Origin of the sequence: Galbitalea sp. SE-J8, from assembly GCF_030345695.1 — a bacterium.
Taxonomy (GTDB): Bacteria; Actinomycetota; Actinomycetes; order Actinomycetales; family Microbacteriaceae; genus JAUASV01.
Genome location: NZ_JAUASV010000005.1, coordinates 12,587 through 30,699 on the forward strand (window position 1 = coordinate 12,587; position 18,113 = coordinate 30,699).

The following is an 18,113-nucleotide window of genomic DNA, read 5'->3' on the forward strand; positions in this document are numbered from 1 at the left end:
CGGCTAGGTCAGGGTGGCGAAGCGCTCGATGTCGCCCGAGTTGCCCGACACGATGATGATGTCGCTGTCGGTGAGCACGGTCTCGTTCGTCGCGTAGGTGAACTCCCGGCCCGGCGCCTTCACGCCGACGACCGTGATGCCGTACTTCGAGCGCACGAGCGACTTCGACAGCGGCACCCCGCGGATGAGCTTCGGCGGGTGCATCTTGACGAGGGCGAAGTCGTCGTCGAACTCGATGAAGTCCAGCATCCGTCCGGAGACGAGGTGCGCGACGCGCTCCCCGGCCTCCGCCTCGGGGTAGATCACGTGGTTCGCGCCGATGCGATTGAGGATCGTGCCGTGCGACTGGCTGATCGCCTTCGCCCAGATCTGCGGCACGCCGAGGTCGACGAGGTTCGCGGTGATGAGCACGCTCGCCTCGATCGACGAGCCGACCGCGACGACGGCGATCGCGAACTCCGCCGCCCCGATCTGCCGGAGCGCCTCGATGTTGCGCGCATCCGCCTGCACGGCGTGCGTGACCCGATCCGCCCACTTCTGCACGAGCGACTCGTCGCCGTCGACGGCGAGCACCTCGCGGCCGAGGCGGTCGAGCTGGCCGGCGGTCGCGGCGCCGAACCGGCCGAGGCCGATGACGAGCACGGGCGCGTCGTGCGCGATGCGATCAGCCAACGATGGGTCTCTCTTCCGGCTTCGTGAACAGGCGGGGACTGCTCGACGCGGCGAGCGCGGCGGCCAGGGTCACTGTACCGACGCGCCCCATGAACATCGTCGCGGCGAGCACGAGCTGGCCCGAGTCGGGCAGCTGGGCCGTGAGCCCCGTGCTCAGTCCCGACGTCGCGAACGCCGAGATCACGTCGAACAGCACGCGGTCGAGGCTCGCCCCCGAGATCTGCAGGATGATGATGCTCGCCACCGCGACGGTCGTCGCGCCCCACAGCACGACGCTCACCGCGAGCCGCAGCACGTCGCCCGGGATGCGCCGGTTGAACGCCTCCATCGCCTGGTGGCCGCGGGCCTCGGCAGCCGCGGCGAGGAAGAGCACCGCGAGCGTCGTCACCTTGATGCCGCCGGCCGTCGACGCCGAGCCGCCGCCGATGAACATGAGCATGTCGGCCACGAGCAGGCTCGACCCGCCGAGCTGGTTCGGGTCGATCGTCGAGAAGCCGCCCGAGCGCGTCATCATCGAGAGGAAGAACGGCTGGAAGATGCGCTGTCCGGTGTCCAGCTCGCCGAACGTCGCGGGGTTGTCCCACTCGAGCCCGAGGAAGATCACGCCGCCGATCACGAACAGCAGGATCGTCGCGGTCAGGGTCAGCTTGATGTGCACGCTCCAGCGGTGCGGATGCCGCCACCCGCGCAGCAGGGAGTGGATGACCGGGAAGCCGACCGCACCGAGGAACACGCCGACCATGAGCACGGAGAGGAACCAGGGGTCCCGCGCGTAGGGCGTGATGCCCGCATCCGTCGGCGTGAACCCGGTGTTGGTGAAGGCCATCGTGGAGAAGTAGAACGACTCCCAGAGCGCCTCGCCGAACGCGGTGCCCTCCGCCAGGATGCGGGGCAGCAGCAGCACCGCGCAGGCCACCTCGATCACGAGCAGGCTCAGGGCGACCGTGACGAGCAGGCGGCCGACGTCGTTGAGGTGCACGGCCTGCCCCTCGCTCACACCCTTGTGCATGCGCAGCGGGTTCGCGTCGCTCGCGGCGAGCAGACGCTGGCGCAGTCCGAGGCGGCGCGAGATCGCGAGGCCGAGGATCGAGGCGAGCGTGAGCACGCCGATGGCGCCGATCTGCACGCCGATGAGGATGACGGTGTGGCCGAACGTGGACCAGTAGGTCGCCATGTCCACGGTCGACAGTCCCGTCACGCAGATCACCGAGACCGCGGTGAACAACGCGTCGACCGGTCGCGGCATACGGCCGTCGGCGGTCGAGATCGGCAGGGACAGCAGGATCGCGAACAGGAGCACGAGCGCCGCGAACACGGCGATCGCGAACCGGGCGGGCCGCACCTCCGCGAAGTGCGAGAGCACCTCGCGGAGCCGTCGGGCCACGCGGTCACGCGTGACCGGTCTCCTCGGCATGCGCCGCCTTCCGCTTCGGGCGCTCGAGCGCCGGGACGACAACGCATCGTACCCGCGCGGATCGCGGGCCCCGCACTACTCTGGCCGGATGACGGACATCTTCACGATCGTCGCCGACGCGACCCGACGCGGAATCCTCGAGGAGCTGCGCGAGCGCGCGGCCGCGGGGGAGGCGGCCGTCGACGTGCCGACCCTCGTCGAGGCGCTCGGTTCGACGCGCCAGAGCGTGAACCGGCAGCTCGCGACGCTCGCCGAGGCGGGGCTCGTGGTGCCCGCGGGCGAGGGCGCGGGCGAGGGCGGGAGTGCGGGCGCGGGGCGACGCTGGTCGCTCGACGCGAGCCCGCTCGAGGCGGTCGAGGACTGGCTCGTGCCCTTCCTCGCGCTGGGCCCGGTCGATGCCGGTGCGACGGTGTTCTCCGCGTGGAGCGGAGCGGATGTCGGCGAGACCATCGGCCGCACCGTCGCGGAGCGCTCCTTCCGGGTGCGGTCGGCGCTGCAGGGTGCGCAGGAGCGCGTCGCCGACCTCGCCGAGCGGCTGCCCGAGCCGATCAAGAAGCGTGTCGCCCGCGGGAAGTGATCCTTCTTTACGTCGGTGGCCGCGCACCGTAGAGTGAGCGGTGACTACTCCAGTCACATCCGTCACGGCCGTCACAGGCGCATCCCGGGGGAAACCGTGTCCGACCTCACGAACCTGCGGTTCCTCACCGTCGCCGAGGTGGCCGAGATGATGCGCGTCTCGTCGATGACCGTGTACCGGATGGTGCACTCCGGCGACCTGCCCGCGGTGCGCTTCGGGCGCTCGTTCCGCATCCCCGAGTCGGCGGTCGTCGCGGCGGTTCAGGTGCCGCGCGCGGACGCCGGCTGATCCGGAGTACACTGCACGGGTACTTTTCCGCGGTTCTGAGACGGACCGGGTGGTCCGTATCGGTTCCTCGACGGAGGTGAATCATGGGTTCAGTCATCAAGAAGCGCCGCAAGCGCATGGCGAAGAAGAAGCACCGCAAGCTGCTTCGCAAGACGCGTCACCAGCGTCGCAACAAGAAGTGAACGAAGGCCGGGTCCGCCCGGCCTTCTTCCGTTAACCGGGCCCGAGTTGACCGGGCCCGAGCGAGCCGGGCATGCGGCGCCGTGCGGTCAGGGGTTGCGGGCCGAGCGCCTCACCGCGCGGGCCTCACGGCGCACGCGGCGCCGGGCCTCGCGGATGCTCGCGAGCTTGAGGCGCATGATCGGCCAGCCGTGCTCCGACGCGTGGGCGGCGAGCGCGGCATCCGGATTCACGACGACGCGGTGACCGGTGAGGGTCAGCAGCGGGATGTCGTGCTTCGAGTCCGAGTACGCCCAGCAGTCCTCGAGTGCGGCGTCGCGCGAGAGCGCCAGGGCGCGCGCGGCATCCGCCTTGGCGGCGCCGTGCATCACGGTGCCGACGAGGCGTCCGGTGAACAGCCCGTCGACCTCCTCGACCAGGGTGCCGAGCGCGCCGGTCAGACCGAGCCGGTCGGCGATGACCTGGGCGACGATCTGGGGCGTCGCCGTCACGAGCCACACCTCGTGGCCCTTCGCGAGGTGCTCGCGGGCGAGCTCGACCGACTCCGGCCAGAGCTTGCGGGAGATCGTGCGGTCGAAGATCTCGTCGGTGAGGGCGACGAGGTCGGCGACCGGATGACCGCCGACGAGCTCGAGGGCGCGGTCCCGGGCGACCGCGAGGTGCTCGGCGTTCTCGCCGACCCGCAGGAACGACAGCTGGTGCCAGCCGAACAGCGCGATGTCGCGCAGCCGGATGAGGCGCTTGCGGAACGCTCCCGCCCCGATGTGGAAGATGCTCGCGCCCCGCAGCAGGGTGTTGTCGACGTCGAAGAACGCGATGATCGGGCGGTCGGAGGGCGGCACCGCGTCGAGCGCGCCGGTCGGAGCGTCGTCGTCGGGCATGGTCTGACGATCCTAACGAGCGCCGCGTACGCTGATCGGTGTGCCGCCCGTCTCCGTGACCCTGCTCTCCAAGCCCGGCTGCCACCTGTGCGACGACGCCCGCGCGGTCGTCTCGACCGTGGTCGACGGGCGTGACGTCGAGGTGACCGAGCTGTCGATCCTCGATGACCCGCAGCTGCGGGAGACGTACGCCGAGGAGATCCCGGTCGTGCTCGTCGACGGGCGAGTGCACACCATCTGGCGCGTCGACCCGGCGCGCCTCGACCACGCGCTCACGGAGGCCGGATCGTGATCACCCACCTCGTCGGCTGGAATCTGACCGCCGCAACGGATGCCGAGCGCACCGCGGCCGCGGGCACCATCCGCGACCTGCTCGAGGGCCTCGTGGGCGTGGTGCCCGGGCTCATCGACCTGCGCGTGCACCGCAACGGCGTCGGGATCGAGGGCAACCGCGACCTCGCGCTCATCTCGCACTTCGAGAGCGAGGACGCCCTCCACGGCTACATCTCGCATCCGGAGCACCAGCGCGCGGTCGAGTTCATCCGCGCGAACACGACCGACCGGTTCTCGATCGACGTCGTCGAGTAGCGCTGGAGCCGGGAGCGGCGCGCCGGCGTCGCCGTGGCGGGGGAGCCCGCGACCGAGGTCACCCGAAGCGCCGGGTCAACTGGCCTTCTTGGCCGGTTTCGACGCGATCTTGTCGCGCTCGCTCTTGAGCGAGGCGATCGTGGTGTCCCGCAGGGCCGAGGTGTCTTTCAGGCCGTCGAACGGGCTCGGCTGGCCCGTCTTCTCGACCACGATCTCGGCATAGGCGAGGGCGGCCTCCCGCACCTCGGCGGCGGCGCGCTGCGACTTCTTGATGGAGACCGCCGAGCCGCCGACGACCTCGGCGTGCTTCTTGAGCGCCTGGTTGAGGCGCTTGCGCGCCGCGTCGATCCTCTTGGACATGGCTGCATTCTGGCGCATGAAAGTGAACGCGGTCTACGGAGCGGGTGCGGCATCCGTTCGGGTGGTCACGAGCAGGTAGCGCGTCGCCTCGGCGGCCGACCAGCGGTGCGGCAGGGTCGGGTCGAGCGTGACCGATCCGCCCGCGGGGATGCGGCGGTCGCGTCCGTCCTGCGTGAGCACGACGCAGCCCTCGAGGACGAACACGAACTCCTCGCCGCCGTGGGCGAAGTCGACGTCGTCGCTGTCGCCGGCATCCGCGGTGAACAGGTACGCCTCGGTCGCGCGTCCGGGGCCGCCCGCGAGCAGCTGGGCGCGCGGGGTGCGGGCGCTGTCGCTCGCCGAGAGGTGGATGACGGATGCCGTGCTGTCGTCGACCGCGGGCAGCAGCTCGGAGGGCGAGACGCCGAGCGCGTCGGCGAGCGCGTAGAGCGTGGACAGGCTCGGCAGCAGACGACCCGACTCGAGCTTGGAGAGGAAGGGCTGCGAGACGCCGGCGGATGCGGCGAGCGCGCGCATCGACGCGCCGCGCTCGGTGCGCAGCCGCTTGACGACGGCGCCGATGTCGTCGGCGGGGGGCTCCGTCGCCACGTCTGCTCCCGGTTGTCGAGGGTGATAACCCGTGGTTATCATCGGATGTGATAACACCAGGTTATCAACTCGGCTCGCTCGCGGAAGGTCGTCCCGTGCCCAAACAGCTCATCATCGGCGCGTTCGAGGAGTTCACGCCGAACTTCATCTCGAACGCCTGGCACCACGAGCGCGGCGACACGAGCGGTTTCGCGACGCTCGGCTACTGGCAGGATCTCGCGCGCAAGCTCGACGCGGCGGGCTTCGACTTCCTCTTCCTCGCCGAGGCGCTCGGCTACCCGATGAGCGGCGACGACGTGCCGGAGGTCGTCATCCGCGAGGCCGTGCAGCTGCCCGTGCACGACCCGCTGGCGCTCATCAGCGGGCTCGCCGCGACCGTCGACCGGCTCGGCTTCGTCGTCACCGCGTCCACGACCTCGCAGCAGCCGTACCTCAACGCGCGCACCTTCACGACGCTCGACCACCTCACCGAGGGGCGCATCGCATGGAACGTCGTCACGAGCGACAACCAGGTCGCCCTCACGAAGCTGCTCGGGCACGACGGCGTCACGCCGCACGACGAGCGCTACCGCCGCGCCACCGAGTTCCTCGAGGTCTGCCTCAAGCTCTGGGAGGGCGCGTGGGAGGACGACGCGGTCGTCTACGACAAGGCCACGCGCACGTTCGCCGACCCCGCGAAGGTGCACCGCATCCGTCATCACGGCGAGTACTTCGACGTCGACGGCTACTTCCCGGCTGTGCCGAGCGTGCAGCGCACGCCGTTCCTGCTGCAGGCGGGCACCTCGGAGGCGGGCAAGGCGTTCGCGGGCGCCTACGCCGAGTGCGTGTTCATGCAGGACCGCGACCCCCGCGCGGCGGCCGCCACGGTCGCCGACCTGCGCGCCCGGGCCGCGGCGAACGGCCGCGATCCGCGGTCGATCAAGGCCATGCCGAGCGTGTCGATCATCGTCGCCGACACGGAGGAGGAGGCAGCGCGGCTGCGCGAGGAGTTCGACTCGACGCCGTCGATGGAGGCCGCCGCGGCGCTCTTCATGGGCTGGAGCGGTGTCGACCTGATGCGGTTCGACCTCGACGCGACGCTCGACTCCGTGTCGACCGAGGTCGGCAGGACGATGCTCGCGCGGTTCCAGAACGGCGAGACGATCCGGGAGATCCTCGGCATCATCGCGCGCACCATGGGCGGCCCGGCGTTCACGGGCACCCCCGAGTCGGTCGCCGACCAGCTCATCGAGTACATCGAGATCTCGGATGCCGACGGCTTCCTCATCGAGTGGACCTACGGCGGCTGGGACAGCTTCCAGGACTTCGCGGAGCAGGTGATGCCGATCCTGCGCGCACGGGGGTGGCTGCCCGACGCGCCGCGGTCGGGCTCGATGCGCGAGCGCCTCGGCGGCGCCACGTCGCCGCGGCTGCCCGCGTCGCATCCGGGTGCGGCGTACCGCGCGACGCACGGCGCCTGACCCGGTGACGGATGCCGTGCGCGCGAGCTTCCAGAGCATGCCCGCCGCTGTGGCTCGAGTGCCGCGTCGCGCACGACTATCCGGCGGGCGACCACCGTCTCCGTCACGTGGCGAGAGAACGGATGCTGCGCTGCGTCATCGCGGCGGCTGTCGCGAGAACGATCGCCGCGCCGCAAGCGAGGAGGGCGATGGGAGTCGAGACGGTCGTGGCGACCGGGCCGATGAGTGCTTCGCCGATCGGCATCGCGGCGAATGAGCCGAGGGCGTCGTACGAGTAGACGCGCGCGAGGCGGTCGGCGGGGATGTGGGTCTGCAGCGCCTGGTCCCACGCGACCGTGAACTGTTCGACGGCGAGCCCGCCCAGGAAAAACGCGGCGATCAGGAGCGGCACGACCGGGGCGACGGCGAGGGCGAAGACGGGGAGCGCGGTCGTCGCGCTCAGCGCGACGCCGACGGCGAGGGCCCGCCGGGGGCGCCAGCGCAGCGCGAGCGCGCCCCCGGCGAGGTAGCCGACCGTCTGCGTCGCGAGGATGACGCCCCATGCGGCGCGCCCGAAGGACTGGTCGGCGATGACGGGGCCGAGGATTGCGACGGCGCCCGCGAACGCGGCGTTCTCGATGCCGAATTGGGCCACGATGACCCAGACCCACCGCCGGCCCGCGAACTCGCGCCAGCCCACGCGGATGTCGTGCAGGACGGAGCTCGGCGCCGGTGCGTCCTTCGACGGCATGGACCGCGCCCGCCCGTGGACGGCGCCGAAGAGGAGCCCGCCGACGAGGAACGTCGCGGCGTCGACGGCGATCCCCGTCGCGGGGCCGAGCGCCGCGATGAGCACCGAGCCAGCGGCCGTGCCCACGATGGTGCCCGTGTTGACGGCGAGGCGGAGGATCGCGTTGGCCTGCCGGAGCAGATAGGAGGGCACCGTCGTGGGGATGAGCGCCGAGGAGGCCGGCAGGGCGATCCCCGCCGCGACGCCGTTGAGGGCGGCGAGAGCCGCGAGCGCACCGACGGAGCCACGGCCGCTGACGAGGACAGCCACCACCGCGGTCTGGGTGAGGGTGGCACCGACGGACGCGACGAGGAGGACGAGCTGCCGGGGGAGGCGATCGGCGATGACGCCGCCGACGAGGAGGACCGCGACGTTCGCGATCGAACGCGAGGCGACGACGAGCCCGAGCGCCGCGGCCGAGCCCGTGAGGTCGAGCACCGCGAACGCGAGCGCGACGGGGGCGATCGCGTTCCCGACCACGATCGCCGTGCGCGCTGCGAGCAGACGCCGGTACGCCGGACGCCGCAATGGGCTCGATGTCACTCCGGGTCCAGCTCGAACAGGGCGGCGGACATCGCGACGGGCGCCGTTCCGGCCGTGCGCGGGGCCGTCGCCGACTCGTGCAGCAGGGCGGACGCCTGGCCGACGAGCTCCACGACCCGACGCCAGGTCTCACGCTCGACCCACACCTCGGCGTCGGTGAAGATCTGTGCACCCGAGCGCCGCCGTGCCAGGCGCCGTCGCAACTCGACCCCCATCGCGGCGACGAACGCCGCTCGAGTCTCGCGTTCCTCGGGCGTCGGATTCGTCGCGGAGCGGGATTCGAGCTCGTACGGTCGGGACGACGAGGTGTGGCGGTAGCGTTTGGCGACACCGCCGCGCACCCGGACGGTCTCCGTGACCTCGATAAGCCCCGCGCGTTGCAGAAGCCGCAAGTGGTAGCTCACGTTCGCCTGCTGCTCACCGAGCTCCCGTGCGGCCTCGGCCGCGCTCAGCGCCGCACCCGTGAGCAATGACAGGAGTCGAAGTCGCAGCGGATGCGCCGTCGCCCGTAACTCGTCCAGGTCGGCCATGGAGCCGAGCTTGACAAATCAGGACACCACTGTCAAATGAATGTTTGGAGGTCGGGCGAGCGAACGCATTGCGAGCCCGGTTTCGAGGCGCGGCATCCGCGCGCCGGATCAGGCGCGGGGGACCGCCCGCACGCCGAGCTGGCGGTACAGCTCCGTCGTCTGGGCGTCCTCGAGCGCGGCCGGCGCGCCCGTGAGCGGGTCGTTGCCGCCGCCCGACTTCGGGAACGCGATCACGTCGCGGATCGACTCCGTCTTCGCCAGCAGCGAGACGAGCCGGTCGAAGCCGAGGGCGAAGCCGCCGTGCGGCGGGGCGCCGAAGTCGAACGCGTCGAGCAGGAACGCGAACTTCTCCTGTGCCTGCTCTCTCGAGATGCCCATGATGCCGAGCACGCGCTCCTGCAGCTCGCGCGTGTGGATGCGGATGCTGCCGCCGCCGATCTCGTTGCCGTTGCAGACGATGTCGTAGGCGTAGCTCAGCGCGCCCTCCGGGTCGGTCTCCAGGGAGTCGAGGAACGCCTCCTGCGGCGACGTGAACGCGTGGTGCACGGCCGTCCACGCGCCGGAGCCAACGGCGACGTCGCCGGATGCCACGGCATCCCCCGCGGGCTCGAACAGCGGCGCGTCGACGACCCACGTGAACGCCCACGCGTCGGGGTCGATGAGCCCCAGGCGGGACGCGATCTCGCCGCGCAGGGCGCCCAGCAGCGCGCGCGACGGCTTCGCGGCGCCGGCCGCGAAGAAGATCGCGTCGCCCGGCCGCGCGCCGACGTGCGCGACGATGCCGGCGCGCTCGGCGTCGGACAGGTTCTTCGCGACGGGGCCGCGCAGCTCGGTCGGGTCGGCATCCGATCCGACGAGGATGTAGGCGAGGCCGCGGGCGCCGCGCTGCTTCGCCCACTCCTGCCAGGCGTCCAGCGTGCGCCGCGGCTGGTCGGCGCCGCCCGGCATGACGACCGCGCCCACGTACTGCTGCTGGAACACCGCGAACGGCGTGTCGGCGAAGAACCCGGCGCACTCCACGAGCTCGAGTCCGAAGCGCAGGTCGGGCTTGTCGGAGCCGTAGCGGCGCATGGCCTCGGCGTACGTCATCCGCGGGATCGGCGTCTGCAGCTCGTAGCCGATCGTCGACCACGCGGCGCGCAGCACCTTCTCGGCGAGGGCGATCACGTCGTCCTGCTCGACGAACGCCATCTCGACATCGAGCTGGGTGAACTCCGGCTGGCGGTCGGCGCGGAAGTCCTCGTCGCGGTAGCAGCGCGCGAGCTGGAAGTACTTCTCGAAGCCGCCGACCATCAGCAGCTGCTTGAAGAGCTGCGGGCTCTGCGGCAGGGCGTAGAACGCACCCTGCTTGAGCCGCGCGGGCACCACGAAGTCGCGCGCGCCCTCGGGCGTCGAGCGGGTCAGGGTCGGGGTCTCGACCTCGACGAAGTCCTCGTCGGCGAGCACGCCGCGCACCGCGGCCGACACCCTCGAGCGCAGCTTGAGCGGGTAGGCCGTCTCCGCGCGGCGCAGGTCGAGGTAGCGGTGCGCGAGGCGGGTCTCCTCGCCGACCGGGTCGTCGAGCTGGAACGGGAGCACGTCGGATGCCGACAGCACCGTCAGCTGCGTCGCCTCGACCTCGATCGCGCCACTGGCGATCGCGTCGTTCGCGTTGCCCTCGGGGCGCTCCCGGACGATGCCGACGACCGTCACGACGGACTCGACGCGGACGGCCTCGATCTGCGGCACGAGCTCGTCGCGGAAGGTCGCCTGCACGATGCCCGAGGAGTCACGGAGGTCGACGAACGCGACGCCGCCGTGATCGCGCTTGCGGGCCACCCATCCGGAGAGGGTGACGGTGGTTCCGGCGTCGGAGGCGCGGAGAGCGGATGCGTGGTGCGTGCGATACATGGCGAGAACTCTCGGTGAGGCGGTGACGATCCGCGAGACGGGCGGGGCCGGCGTCCAGCCTAGGACTCCGCTGGCGTGGTCTCGAGACGCGGGCGGCGCTCCGCGCCGCGCGCTCCTCGACCAGCGGGTGGGGGCGTGGTGGTCTCGAGACGCGGGCGGCGCTTCGCGCCGCGCGCTCCTCGACCAGCGGATGGGAGTTGCGCCGCGCGCTCCTCGACCAGCGGATGGGGGCGGTGGGGGGTCGCGCCGCGCGCACAGGCGGTGCCGGGGGCGACATCCGTACAATCGGCGGGTGCCCGCATCCCGCCTCCACCTCGTGCGGCACGGCGAGGTCGACAATCCCACGCGCGTGCTCTACGGGCGCATCCCGGGGTTCCACCTCTCCGCGCTCGGTCGCGAGATGGCCCGGTCGGCCGCCGACGCCTTCGCCGGCGAGCCCATCACGCGGCTCTATGCGAGCCCGCTCGAGCGGGCGCAGGAGTCCGCCGCTCCGTGGGCCGCGATGACGGGACTGCCGATCCGCACCGAGCCGCGGATCATCGAGCCGCACAACGACTTCGAGGGCACGCGCGTGCGCTTCCCCGAGGTGCTGAAGACCCCGGCGAACTGGTGGCGCGTGCGCAACCCGCTGCGCCCGTCCTGGGGCGAGGCCTACACGAGCATCGTCACCCGCATGGAGGCGGCGATGCGCGCGGCGTGGGACGAGGCGGATGACGGCGAGGTCGCCATGGTCAGCCACCAGCTGCCGATCTGGATCGTCGCGCTGCACGCCCAGGGCCGCCCGCTGTTCCACGACGCGCGCAAGCGCCGCTGCTCGCTGTCGAGCGTGACGAGCTTCGAGCTGCGCGACGGCCGGTTCCGCGAGGTCGGCTACCGCGACCCGGCGGCCGACCTGCTCGCCCGCTCCATCGACCTCGGGGCCGTGTGATGCCGGGCCGTGTGATGCGGGGCCGTGTGATGCGGGGCCGTGTGATGCCGGGCCGTGTGACGCACCGCAATCCGACGCGGCGAGGTCTGGCGGCGCTCGCCGCAGCATCCGTTCTGCTCGTCGGACTGACGGCGTGCACGAGCACGGACGGCGTGGCGACGACCGCCAACGACGCGAACGCCGGGTACACGGGCACCGGCTCGGAGTTCTACGCGCCGGGCGACCGCCGGGCGCCCGCGGACTTCCGCGCGACGGCGATGACGGATGGCGCCTCCGTCGACACCTCGGCGCTGCGCGGCAAGGTCGTGGTGCTCAACTTCTGGTACGCCACCTGCCCGCCGTGCCGCACGGAGGCGGGGCTGCTCGACACGGTCGCCGGCTCCTACCCGAGCGACCGGGTGGTGTTCGTCGGGGTCAACACGCGCGACGACGTCGCCTCGGCGCAGGCCTTCGAGAGAAAGTTCGACGTGCCGTACGCGAGCGTGCTCGACGCGGACACCGGCGACGCGCAGCTCGCGTACGCGGGCGTCGTGCCGCCCAACTCCACCCCCGCGACGCTCGTGCTCGACAAGCGGGGCCGTGTCGCGGCGCGCATCCTCGGCGGGATCGAGTCGGCCGCGGAGCTCGGCGGCTACATCGACGCCGCGCTCGAGGAGCAGTGATGCCCGACCTCGGAGCGCTCGTCGGCAACGGACAGCTCTACCTCGCCGTGCCGATCGCGCTGATCGCGGGGCTCACCGCGTTCCTCAGCCCGTGCATCCTGCCGCTCGTGCCGGGCTACCTCGGCTACGTCGGCGGTGCGACCACGAGCTCGGGCGCGCCGTCCAGGCGCCGGCTCGTCGGCGGCGTCGGCCTGTTCGTGCTCGGCTTCACGCTCGTGTTCACGGTCACGGTCACGGCGTTCAGCGTCATCGGCACCGCCGGCGCCTGGATCACGGTGCACCGCGACGCGATCACGCGCGTCGCGGGCGTGCTCGTCATCGTGCTCGGGCTCGTGTTCATCGGGCAGTTCACGTTCCTGCAGCGCACGATCAAGCCGAGCTGGGCGCCGCGGGCCGGCCTCGCGGGCGCACCGCTGCTCGGCATCGTGTTCGGGCTCGGCTGGACGCCGTGCGTCGGACCCGCCCTCACCGCGATCATCGCGGTCGCGGCATCGAGCGGATACGCCTGGCAGGGCATCGTGCTCGGCGTCGCGTTCTCGATCGGCCTCGGCATCCCGTTCCTGCTCGCGGCGCTCGGCTTCGGCTGGTTCGCGACCTCCACCCGGTTCATCAGGCGCCACATCCGTGTCGTCAACATCATCGGCGGCGCTCTGCTCGTCGTGATCGGCGCGCTCATGGTGTCGGGCGTCTGGAACCACCTCATGCTCGCCCTCGGGGCGGTGATCCTCGATTTCACTCCGGCCGTCTGACCACTTCGACACGCCCGAGCCCGAACCGGCGCCGGCCGGCACGCGCCTCGGGGTGCTCGGCTGGCTGCGCTTCTTCTGGCGCCAGCTCACGAGCATGCGCACGGCGCTCGTGCTGCTGCTGCTGCTCGCGCTCGCCGCGGTGCCGGGCTCGCTCGTGCCGCAGCGCTCCGCCGATCCGAACGGCGTCGTGCTGTACCGGTCCGAGCACCCGGACGCCTTCCGCGTGCTCGACTTCTTCCAGGTGTTCGACACGTACACGTCGGCCTGGTTCAGCGCGATCTACCTGCTGCTGTTCGTCTCGCTCATCGGCTGCGTGCTGCCGCGCGCGAAGCACCACATCGAGCAGCTGCGCTCGCGCCCGCCGCGCACGCCCTCGCGGCTGACCCGGATGGCGGGCTACCGCGAGACCTCGACGACGACGGATGCCGCATCCGCTCTCGACGCCGCGGCGCGCGTGCTGCGCCGCGCCGGCTATCGCGTGGAGCGGTTCGGACCGGCCCCCGCCGGCGCGGGGGCCGGGGCGGGCGGCAGCGTGAGCGCCGAGCGCGGCTACCTGCGCGAGACCGGCAACCTCGTGTTCCACCTCGCGCTCATCGGCGTGCTCGTCGCGGTCGCCATCGGCGGCGCGTACGGCTTCACCGGTCAGCGGCTCGTCGTCGTCGGGTCGAAGTTCGTGAACACGCGCGGCGACTACGACTCGCTGAGCGCGGGCCGGCTCGTGAACGCCGACTCGCTCACGCCCTACCGTCTGACGCTCGACCGGTTCGACGTGACGTACGAGACGGCGAACCAGCACGCGATCGGCCAGGCCACCGACTACACGGCGCACCTGACGACGACGATCGACGGCACCGAGTCGAAGCGCACCGTCAAGGTCAACGAGCCGCTCGACATCGGCGGCACCGCGGTGTACCTGCTCGGCAACGGCTACGCGCCGGTCATCACCGTGCGCGACCCGCAGGGCCAGGTCGTCTACTCGCAGGCGGTGCCGTTCCTGCCGACCGACACCGACCTCACCTCAACGGGCGTCGTGAAGATCCCGGACGGGCTCGCCGACCAGGTCGGCTTCGAGGGGCTGTTCTACCCGACCGTCGGCACGAGCGGGGTCGGCGGAGCGCGCACGTCGACGTTCCCCGCGCTCGACGATCCGCTGCTGTCGCTCAACGTGTACACCGGGGACCTCGGGCTCGACGACGGCATCCCGCGCTCGGTCTACCAGCTCGACGTGTCGAAGATGACCGAGGTCGCCGGTCGCGGGACGGACGTGCCCGGCATCGAGCTCGGCCTCGGCGAGACCGCCGACCTGCCGAACGGGCTCGGCACCATCTCGCTCGACTCGGTGAAGCGCTACGTGTCGCTCGACATCCACCACGATCCGGCACAGCTGTGGGTCGGCGGCTTCGCGGTGCTCGTCGTGCTCGGCCTGCTCACCGGCCTGTTCATCCCGCGTCGCCGGGTCTGGATCGCGGCGACCGAGACGGATGACGGCACGCGGCTCGAGTACGCCGGCCTCGCCCGCGGTGAGGATCCGGGCCTCGACGCGGCGATCGCCGACGTCGCGAAGCGTCACGCCGCCGCGCTGCGGCCGACGGCATGATCTGCACCCGGCGACCGCTCGGCGCACCGTTCGGCTCGACGCCGGGCCCGAACAGGAACAGACCCCGCGGTCCCGCGCCCGACGCGGGCGGCGGTGCACACCGGCTCCGCACCGCGCACCGCACGACCCTCGCGACCCGAGGGTCGACAACGTGACCGCCCGGCACCGCGGGCGCAGGCCACGGCCGTCTCAGCCGGCGAGCGGTGCGGACCGCCTAGTCTTATGCCGTGACCGAGGTGCTGGAGGACTATTCGCTCATCGCCGTGTACGCGGCGATGGCGATCTATACGCTCGCGTTCATCGCGTACACCGTCGATCTCGCGAAGCGGTCCGCGCCCGCGGCCGCCGTCGGCGGGGCGGGCGCGGCGAACGCGGCGAACGCCCGCGCGGTCGGCGGGCGCGCGACGGCGCTGCTCGAGCGGCTGGCGACCGACGCACCGCCCGCCGAGGGCGCCCCGCCGGCGGCGAGCGCCGCGCAGCGCACCGCGACCGCCCTCGTGGTCATCGGCTGGGTGCTGCAGGTCACGGCCGACGTGCTCCGCGGACTCGCCGCCGGCCGCGTGCCCTGGGCGAACCTGTACGAGTTCACGCTCACCGCGACGGCGATCGCCATGGGCGTCTACCTGATCTTCGGGCTGTTCCAGCCCATCCGTTTCCTGGGGGCGTACATCACGGGCATCGTGCTCGTGCTGCTCGGCCTCGCGACCGTCAACTTCTACGTGCCGGTGACGCCGCTGCCGCCGCCGCTGCAGTCGTACTGGCTCGTCATCCACGTCTTCGTCGCGAGCCTCGGCACCGGCATCTTCGCGATCGGGGCCGGACTCTCGATCGCGCAGCTGCTGCAGGCGCGGCGCGAGTCGCGCGGCACGGGCCTCGGCTTCCTCGCGACGCTGCCGGGCTCGACGAGCCTGGAGAACCTCGCCTACCGCGTCATCCTCGTCGGTTTCGTGTTCTGGACCTTCACCCTCATCGCCGGCGCCATCTGGGCCGACCACGCCTGGGGCCGTTACTGGGGCTGGGACACGAAGGAGGTCTGGACGTTCATCATCTGGGTCGTGTTCGCCGGCTACATCCACGCCCGGGCGACACGCGGATGGCGCGGCAGCCGGTCCGCGGTCCTCGCGATCATCGGGTTCGGCGCCGTCATCTTCAACTTCACGATCGTGAACCTGTTCTTCAAGGGGCTGCACTCGTACTCCGGCCTGTGATCCGTACTCCGGCCCGTGATGGGCGACGCGGCGGGTGACCCCCGGCCGGGGCACGATTTCCGTTGCGGCGTTACCGAAACGTTAACAATGTCGCCGCACGGGGAGACATCGCGCACGCGATCACGTACGGTGGTCGGGTTGCCCGACCCGCGCTGGACGGCCCGGGGGCACCACAACCCGAAGGATCCACCATGGTCGATGTGCTGACGCCCGGTACCGGGCCAGCGTCGACCGACCCCTTCCCGACCCGCCGATCGCTGCGGGAGCACGCCGCCTCGAGCACGGCCCGCACGCGCACGGATGCCGCTCCCGCGGTGCCGCGGGCGCCCGCATCCGTCGACGCGCGACCCGCGCTCCCACCGGTGTCGGCGCGCCCGGCCCGCCCGTTGCGGCGCCCGTCGGCGCAGCGCCCGTCGGTGCAGCGCCGGCTCGCGGGGGTGCTCGCGGTGCTCGTCATCCCGGGCATCGTCGCCGGGACCTCGATCCCGTCGTTCGCGATCGCCAACGCGAGCGGAGCGTCCGACCACTACGTCGCCGCCGACGCGCAGGACGGGATCGTCGTCGCCGACGACGCCACGGGCGCGACCGCCGCTCGTGCCGACTTCGACGCGACGAGCGAGCAGGACCTCCGGGACGCGCGCGCCGCCTTGCGGGCCAGACTGTTCCCGCGGTCCGCCGCGGCGTCCGACGGCGGGTTCAGCACGGTCGACGGGCCGCGTGCCCCCGGTGACGACTACCCGTGGCGCAACTCCGGCGGTCTCTCGCCGCTCGGCTACGTCATCCGCCAGTGCACCGACTTCGTGGCCTGGCGCCTGAACCAGGATGCCGGCAGCAAGGGCGGCGACTACAAGCTCGTCTGGTCGGTCATGACCCCGGGCGGCGGCAGCGCGTCGCAGTGGGCGAGCCAGTGGAAGCGCAACGGCTGGAAGACGTCGCACACGCCCGTGCGGGGAGCGGTCGCCTGGTTCTACGGCAACCACGTCGCCTACGTGAAGAGCGTCGCCGGCGACCAGGTGAACCTCGAGGAGTACAACTGGGGCGGCGACGGCGCGTACCACACGCGCACGATCGACGTCTCGGATGTCGCGCTGTTCCTGTACCCGCCGCCCGTCTGACCGGGGCACCGGCTGCGTAATGCGGCGGCTGCGTAGTGCGGCTGCGTGGTGCGGCTGGGCGGCGCGGCTAGGTCGTGACCGTGGCGGCGCCGAACGCGAGCCCGTAGCAGCGCGAGAGCCGCGCCCGCCAGTGCGCCTCGCGCTCGGGGGCGGCCCGGAGGCGGTCGAGCGCCGCCGGATCCACCTCGACCGCGCCGACCGGCAGCGCGCCGTCGATCGGGACGAGCGGATGCCGTGCCACGTCATCCGTCAAGAGCGCGACGGTCGCGAGGCCGCAGTCGAACTCGAGGGCGGGCAGCGCGGCCGCGAGACGCACGCCCGCGGCGATGCCGACGCTCGTCTCCAGGGCGCTCGAGACGACGACGGGCAGGCCGGTGCGCTCGACGAGATCGAGCACGCGGCGAGCGCCGCCGAGCGGCTGCACCTTGACGACGAGCAGGTCGGCGGCGCCCGCGCGGGCGACCTCGAGCGGATCCTCGGCCTTGCGCACGCTCTCGTCGGCGGCGATCGGGATCGCGAGGTCCGCGATCCGCTCGCGCAGCTCGGCGAGCTCGCCGATCGTCGCGCACGGCTGCTCGGCGTACTCGAGGTCGGCGGTGGACAGGGCGCGCAGCGCGTGCTCCGCCTCGTCGACGGTCCACGCGGCGTTCGCGTCGACCCGGATGCGGCCCTCCGGCCCCAGCGCGGCGCGCGTCGCGCGCACGCGGGCCACGTCATCCGTGAGCGTGGTGCCGGGATCGGCGACCTTGACCTTGACGGTGCGGCAGCCGGGGAACCGGGCGAGCACCGCCCCGACGTCGCCGGGGTCGACGACCGGCAGGGTGGCGTTGACCCGGATCCTCTCGCGCAGTGCCGGGGGAGCGGCGCTCCAGCCCGCCTCGACCGCCGCGCGCAGCCAGTGCGCCGCCTCGGCGTCGTCGTACTCCAGGAACGGCGAGAACTCGGTCCAGCCGTGCGGGCCCTCGACGAGCAGCGCCTCGCGCACGTCGATGCCGCGGAACCGCCGGCGCAGCGGAATGCTGACGATGCGCGCGCCGTCGAGCAGCTCGTCGAGCGAGGGGATCACGCGCCCAGTCTGCCCGCCCGGGGGCCGTGTTCTTCGTCGAACGACGCA

General features: G+C 72.1%; 21 protein-coding genes. 12 read left to right on the plus strand and 9 right to left on the minus strand.

Annotated features, from left to right (window positions below; translation table 11 throughout):
- Positions 1–3 precede the first annotated feature (3 nt).
- On the minus strand, positions 4–672 hold the full coding sequence (locus QT381_RS05085; RefSeq protein ID WP_289247651.1) for a potassium channel family protein: 669 nt from the start codon (positions 670–672) through the stop codon (positions 4–6).
- Positions 665–2,086: a TrkH family potassium uptake protein gene (locus QT381_RS05090; RefSeq protein WP_502877448.1), complete on the minus strand. Its 1,422-nt coding sequence runs from the start codon at positions 2,084–2,086 to the stop codon at positions 665–667. Before QT381_RS05090 ends, QT381_RS05085 begins: the two co-directional genes overlap by 8 nt.
- Positions 2,087–2,174: 88 nt before the next feature.
- Here QT381_RS05090 and QT381_RS05095 point away from each other — a divergent pair, with 88 nt between their 5' ends.
- The 3 genes from QT381_RS05095 (at position 2,175) to QT381_RS05105 (ending at position 3,133) form a co-directional block, all read left to right on the plus strand.
- The gene (locus QT381_RS05095) at positions 2,175–2,663 is read left to right on the plus strand and encodes a helix-turn-helix domain-containing protein (protein ID WP_289247653.1); all 489 of its coding nucleotides are present in this window, start codon (positions 2,175–2,177) and stop codon (positions 2,661–2,663) included.
- Between the two features lie 96 nt (positions 2,664–2,759).
- On the plus strand, positions 2,760–2,951 hold the full coding sequence (locus QT381_RS05100; protein ID WP_289247654.1) for a helix-turn-helix domain-containing protein: 192 nt from the start codon (positions 2,760–2,762) through the stop codon (positions 2,949–2,951).
- Between the two features lie 83 nt (positions 2,952–3,034).
- A complete protein-coding gene (locus tag QT381_RS05105) occupies positions 3,035–3,133 on the plus strand; it encodes a 30S ribosomal protein bS22 (protein ID WP_003792170.1) in 99 nt (32 codons plus the stop codon).
- A gap of 87 nt (positions 3,134–3,220) precedes the next feature.
- On the opposite strand, the gene QT381_RS05110 is transcribed toward QT381_RS05105, so the two are convergent.
- The gene (locus QT381_RS05110; protein ID WP_289247686.1) at positions 3,221–4,012 is read right to left on the minus strand and encodes an HAD family hydrolase; all 792 of its coding nucleotides are present in this window, start codon (positions 4,010–4,012) and stop codon (positions 3,221–3,223) included.
- A 40-nt stretch (positions 4,013–4,052) separates the two neighbouring features.
- Between QT381_RS05110 and QT381_RS05115 the strand changes: the two genes are divergently transcribed.
- Both QT381_RS05115 and QT381_RS05120 read left to right on the plus strand, forming a co-directional pair.
- Positions 4,053–4,304, plus strand: coding sequence for a glutaredoxin family protein (locus tag QT381_RS05115; RefSeq protein WP_289247687.1), 252 nt, complete (start codon positions 4,053–4,055; stop codon positions 4,302–4,304).
- On the plus strand, positions 4,301–4,600 hold the full coding sequence (locus QT381_RS05120; RefSeq protein ID WP_289247688.1) for a Dabb family protein: 300 nt from the start codon (positions 4,301–4,303) through the stop codon (positions 4,598–4,600). The genes QT381_RS05115 and QT381_RS05120 overlap by 4 nt, the downstream gene beginning before the upstream one ends.
- Before the next feature lie 75 nt (positions 4,601–4,675).
- On the opposite strand, the gene QT381_RS05125 is transcribed toward QT381_RS05120, so the two are convergent.
- Both QT381_RS05125 and QT381_RS05130 read right to left on the minus strand, forming a co-directional pair.
- Entirely contained in the window at positions 4,676–4,960 is a 285-nt protein-coding gene (locus tag QT381_RS05125; protein WP_289247690.1) for a hypothetical protein, read from the minus strand.
- 33 nt (positions 4,961–4,993) lie between these two features.
- Positions 4,994–5,548 (minus strand): helix-turn-helix domain-containing protein, encoded by a 555-nt coding sequence (locus QT381_RS05130; protein ID WP_289247691.1) that lies wholly within the window; start codon positions 5,546–5,548, stop codon positions 4,994–4,996.
- Positions 5,549–5,643: 95 nt separating this feature from the next.
- Between QT381_RS05130 and QT381_RS05135 the strand changes: the two genes are divergently transcribed.
- Entirely contained in the window at positions 5,644–7,008 is a 1,365-nt protein-coding gene (locus QT381_RS05135) for an NtaA/DmoA family FMN-dependent monooxygenase (RefSeq protein ID WP_289247693.1), read from the plus strand.
- Positions 7,009–7,111: 103 nt separating this feature from the next.
- On the opposite strand, the gene QT381_RS05140 is transcribed toward QT381_RS05135, so the two are convergent.
- The 3 genes from QT381_RS05140 to aspS form a co-directional block, all read right to left on the minus strand.
- On the minus strand, positions 7,112–8,320 hold the full coding sequence (locus QT381_RS05140; RefSeq protein ID WP_289247695.1) for an MFS transporter: 1,209 nt from the start codon (positions 8,318–8,320) through the stop codon (positions 7,112–7,114).
- Positions 8,317–8,850 (minus strand): helix-turn-helix domain-containing protein, encoded by a 534-nt coding sequence (locus tag QT381_RS05145; protein ID WP_289247696.1) that lies wholly within the window; start codon positions 8,848–8,850, stop codon positions 8,317–8,319. The genes QT381_RS05140 and QT381_RS05145 overlap by 4 nt, the downstream gene beginning before the upstream one ends.
- 108 nt (positions 8,851–8,958) lie before the next feature.
- The gene (aspS, locus tag QT381_RS05150) at positions 8,959–10,740 is read right to left on the minus strand and encodes an aspartate--tRNA ligase (protein ID WP_289247697.1); all 1,782 of its coding nucleotides are present in this window, start codon (positions 10,738–10,740) and stop codon (positions 8,959–8,961) included.
- A gap of 292 nt (positions 10,741–11,032) precedes the next feature.
- Here aspS and QT381_RS05155 point away from each other — a divergent pair, with 292 nt between their 5' ends.
- From QT381_RS05155 to QT381_RS05180, 6 genes are all read left to right on the plus strand, one after another.
- A complete protein-coding gene (locus tag QT381_RS05155) occupies positions 11,033–11,668 on the plus strand; it encodes a histidine phosphatase family protein (RefSeq protein WP_289247698.1) in 636 nt (211 codons plus the stop codon).
- A 44-nt stretch (positions 11,669–11,712) separates the two neighbouring features.
- The gene (locus tag QT381_RS05160; RefSeq protein ID WP_289247699.1) at positions 11,713–12,330 is read left to right on the plus strand and encodes a TlpA family protein disulfide reductase; all 618 of its coding nucleotides are present in this window, start codon (positions 11,713–11,715) and stop codon (positions 12,328–12,330) included.
- Complete coding sequence (locus QT381_RS05165) at positions 12,330–13,079, plus strand: cytochrome c biogenesis CcdA family protein (RefSeq protein WP_289247700.1); 750 nt, start codon at positions 12,330–12,332, stop codon at positions 13,077–13,079. Before QT381_RS05160 ends, QT381_RS05165 begins: the two co-directional genes overlap by 1 nt.
- Before the next feature lie 52 nt (positions 13,080–13,131).
- Positions 13,132–14,676 carry a cytochrome c biogenesis protein ResB gene (resB, locus tag QT381_RS05170; RefSeq protein WP_289247702.1) on the plus strand — a complete coding sequence of 515 codons (1,545 nt, stop codon included), beginning with the start codon at positions 13,132–13,134 and terminating at the stop codon, positions 14,674–14,676.
- Between the two features lie 227 nt (positions 14,677–14,903).
- The gene (ccsB, locus tag QT381_RS05175) at positions 14,904–15,884 is read left to right on the plus strand and encodes a c-type cytochrome biogenesis protein CcsB (RefSeq protein WP_289247703.1); all 981 of its coding nucleotides are present in this window, start codon (positions 14,904–14,906) and stop codon (positions 15,882–15,884) included.
- Positions 15,885–16,075: 191 nt separating this feature from the next.
- The gene (locus QT381_RS05180; protein ID WP_289247705.1) at positions 16,076–16,999 is read left to right on the plus strand and encodes a CHAP domain-containing protein; all 924 of its coding nucleotides are present in this window, start codon (positions 16,076–16,078) and stop codon (positions 16,997–16,999) included.
- A 67-nt stretch (positions 17,000–17,066) separates the two neighbouring features.
- Here QT381_RS05180 and QT381_RS05185 read toward each other — a convergent pair whose 3' ends face one another.
- Positions 17,067–18,065 carry an o-succinylbenzoate synthase gene (locus tag QT381_RS05185; RefSeq protein WP_289247706.1) on the minus strand — a complete coding sequence of 333 codons (999 nt, stop codon included), beginning with the start codon at positions 18,063–18,065 and terminating at the stop codon, positions 17,067–17,069.
- Between the last annotated feature and the right edge of the window lie 48 nt (positions 18,066–18,113).

Excerpts from the sequence above, each read along its gene's own strand:
- QT381_RS05090 (WP_502877448.1), bottom strand. The coding sequence starts at position 2,086 with ATGCCGAGGAGACCGGTCACGCGTGACCGCGTGGCCCGACGGCTCCGC.
- QT381_RS05125 (WP_289247690.1), bottom strand. The coding sequence starts at position 4,960 with ATGTCCAAGAGGATCGACGCGGCGCGCAAGCGCCTCAACCAGGCGCTC.
- QT381_RS05165 (WP_289247700.1), top strand. The coding sequence starts at position 12,330 with ATGCCCGACCTCGGAGCGCTCGTCGGCAACGGACAGCTCTACCTCGCC.
- QT381_RS05180 (WP_289247705.1), top strand. The coding sequence starts at position 16,076 with ATGGTCGATGTGCTGACGCCCGGTACCGGGCCAGCGTCGACCGACCCC.
- QT381_RS05110 (WP_289247686.1), bottom strand. The coding sequence starts at position 4,012 with ATGCCCGACGACGACGCTCCGACCGGCGCGCTCGACGCGGTGCCGCCC.
- QT381_RS05105 (WP_003792170.1), top strand. The coding sequence starts at position 3,035 with ATGGGTTCAGTCATCAAGAAGCGCCGCAAGCGCATGGCGAAGAAGAAG.
- QT381_RS05145 (WP_289247696.1), bottom strand. The coding sequence starts at position 8,850 with ATGGCCGACCTGGACGAGTTACGGGCGACGGCGCATCCGCTGCGACTT.
- QT381_RS05095 (WP_289247653.1), top strand. The coding sequence starts at position 2,175 with ATGACGGACATCTTCACGATCGTCGCCGACGCGACCCGACGCGGAATC.
- QT381_RS05160 (WP_289247699.1), top strand. The coding sequence starts at position 11,713 with ATGCCGGGCCGTGTGACGCACCGCAATCCGACGCGGCGAGGTCTGGCG.
- aspS (WP_289247697.1), bottom strand. The coding sequence starts at position 10,740 with ATGTATCGCACGCACCACGCATCCGCTCTCCGCGCCTCCGACGCCGGA.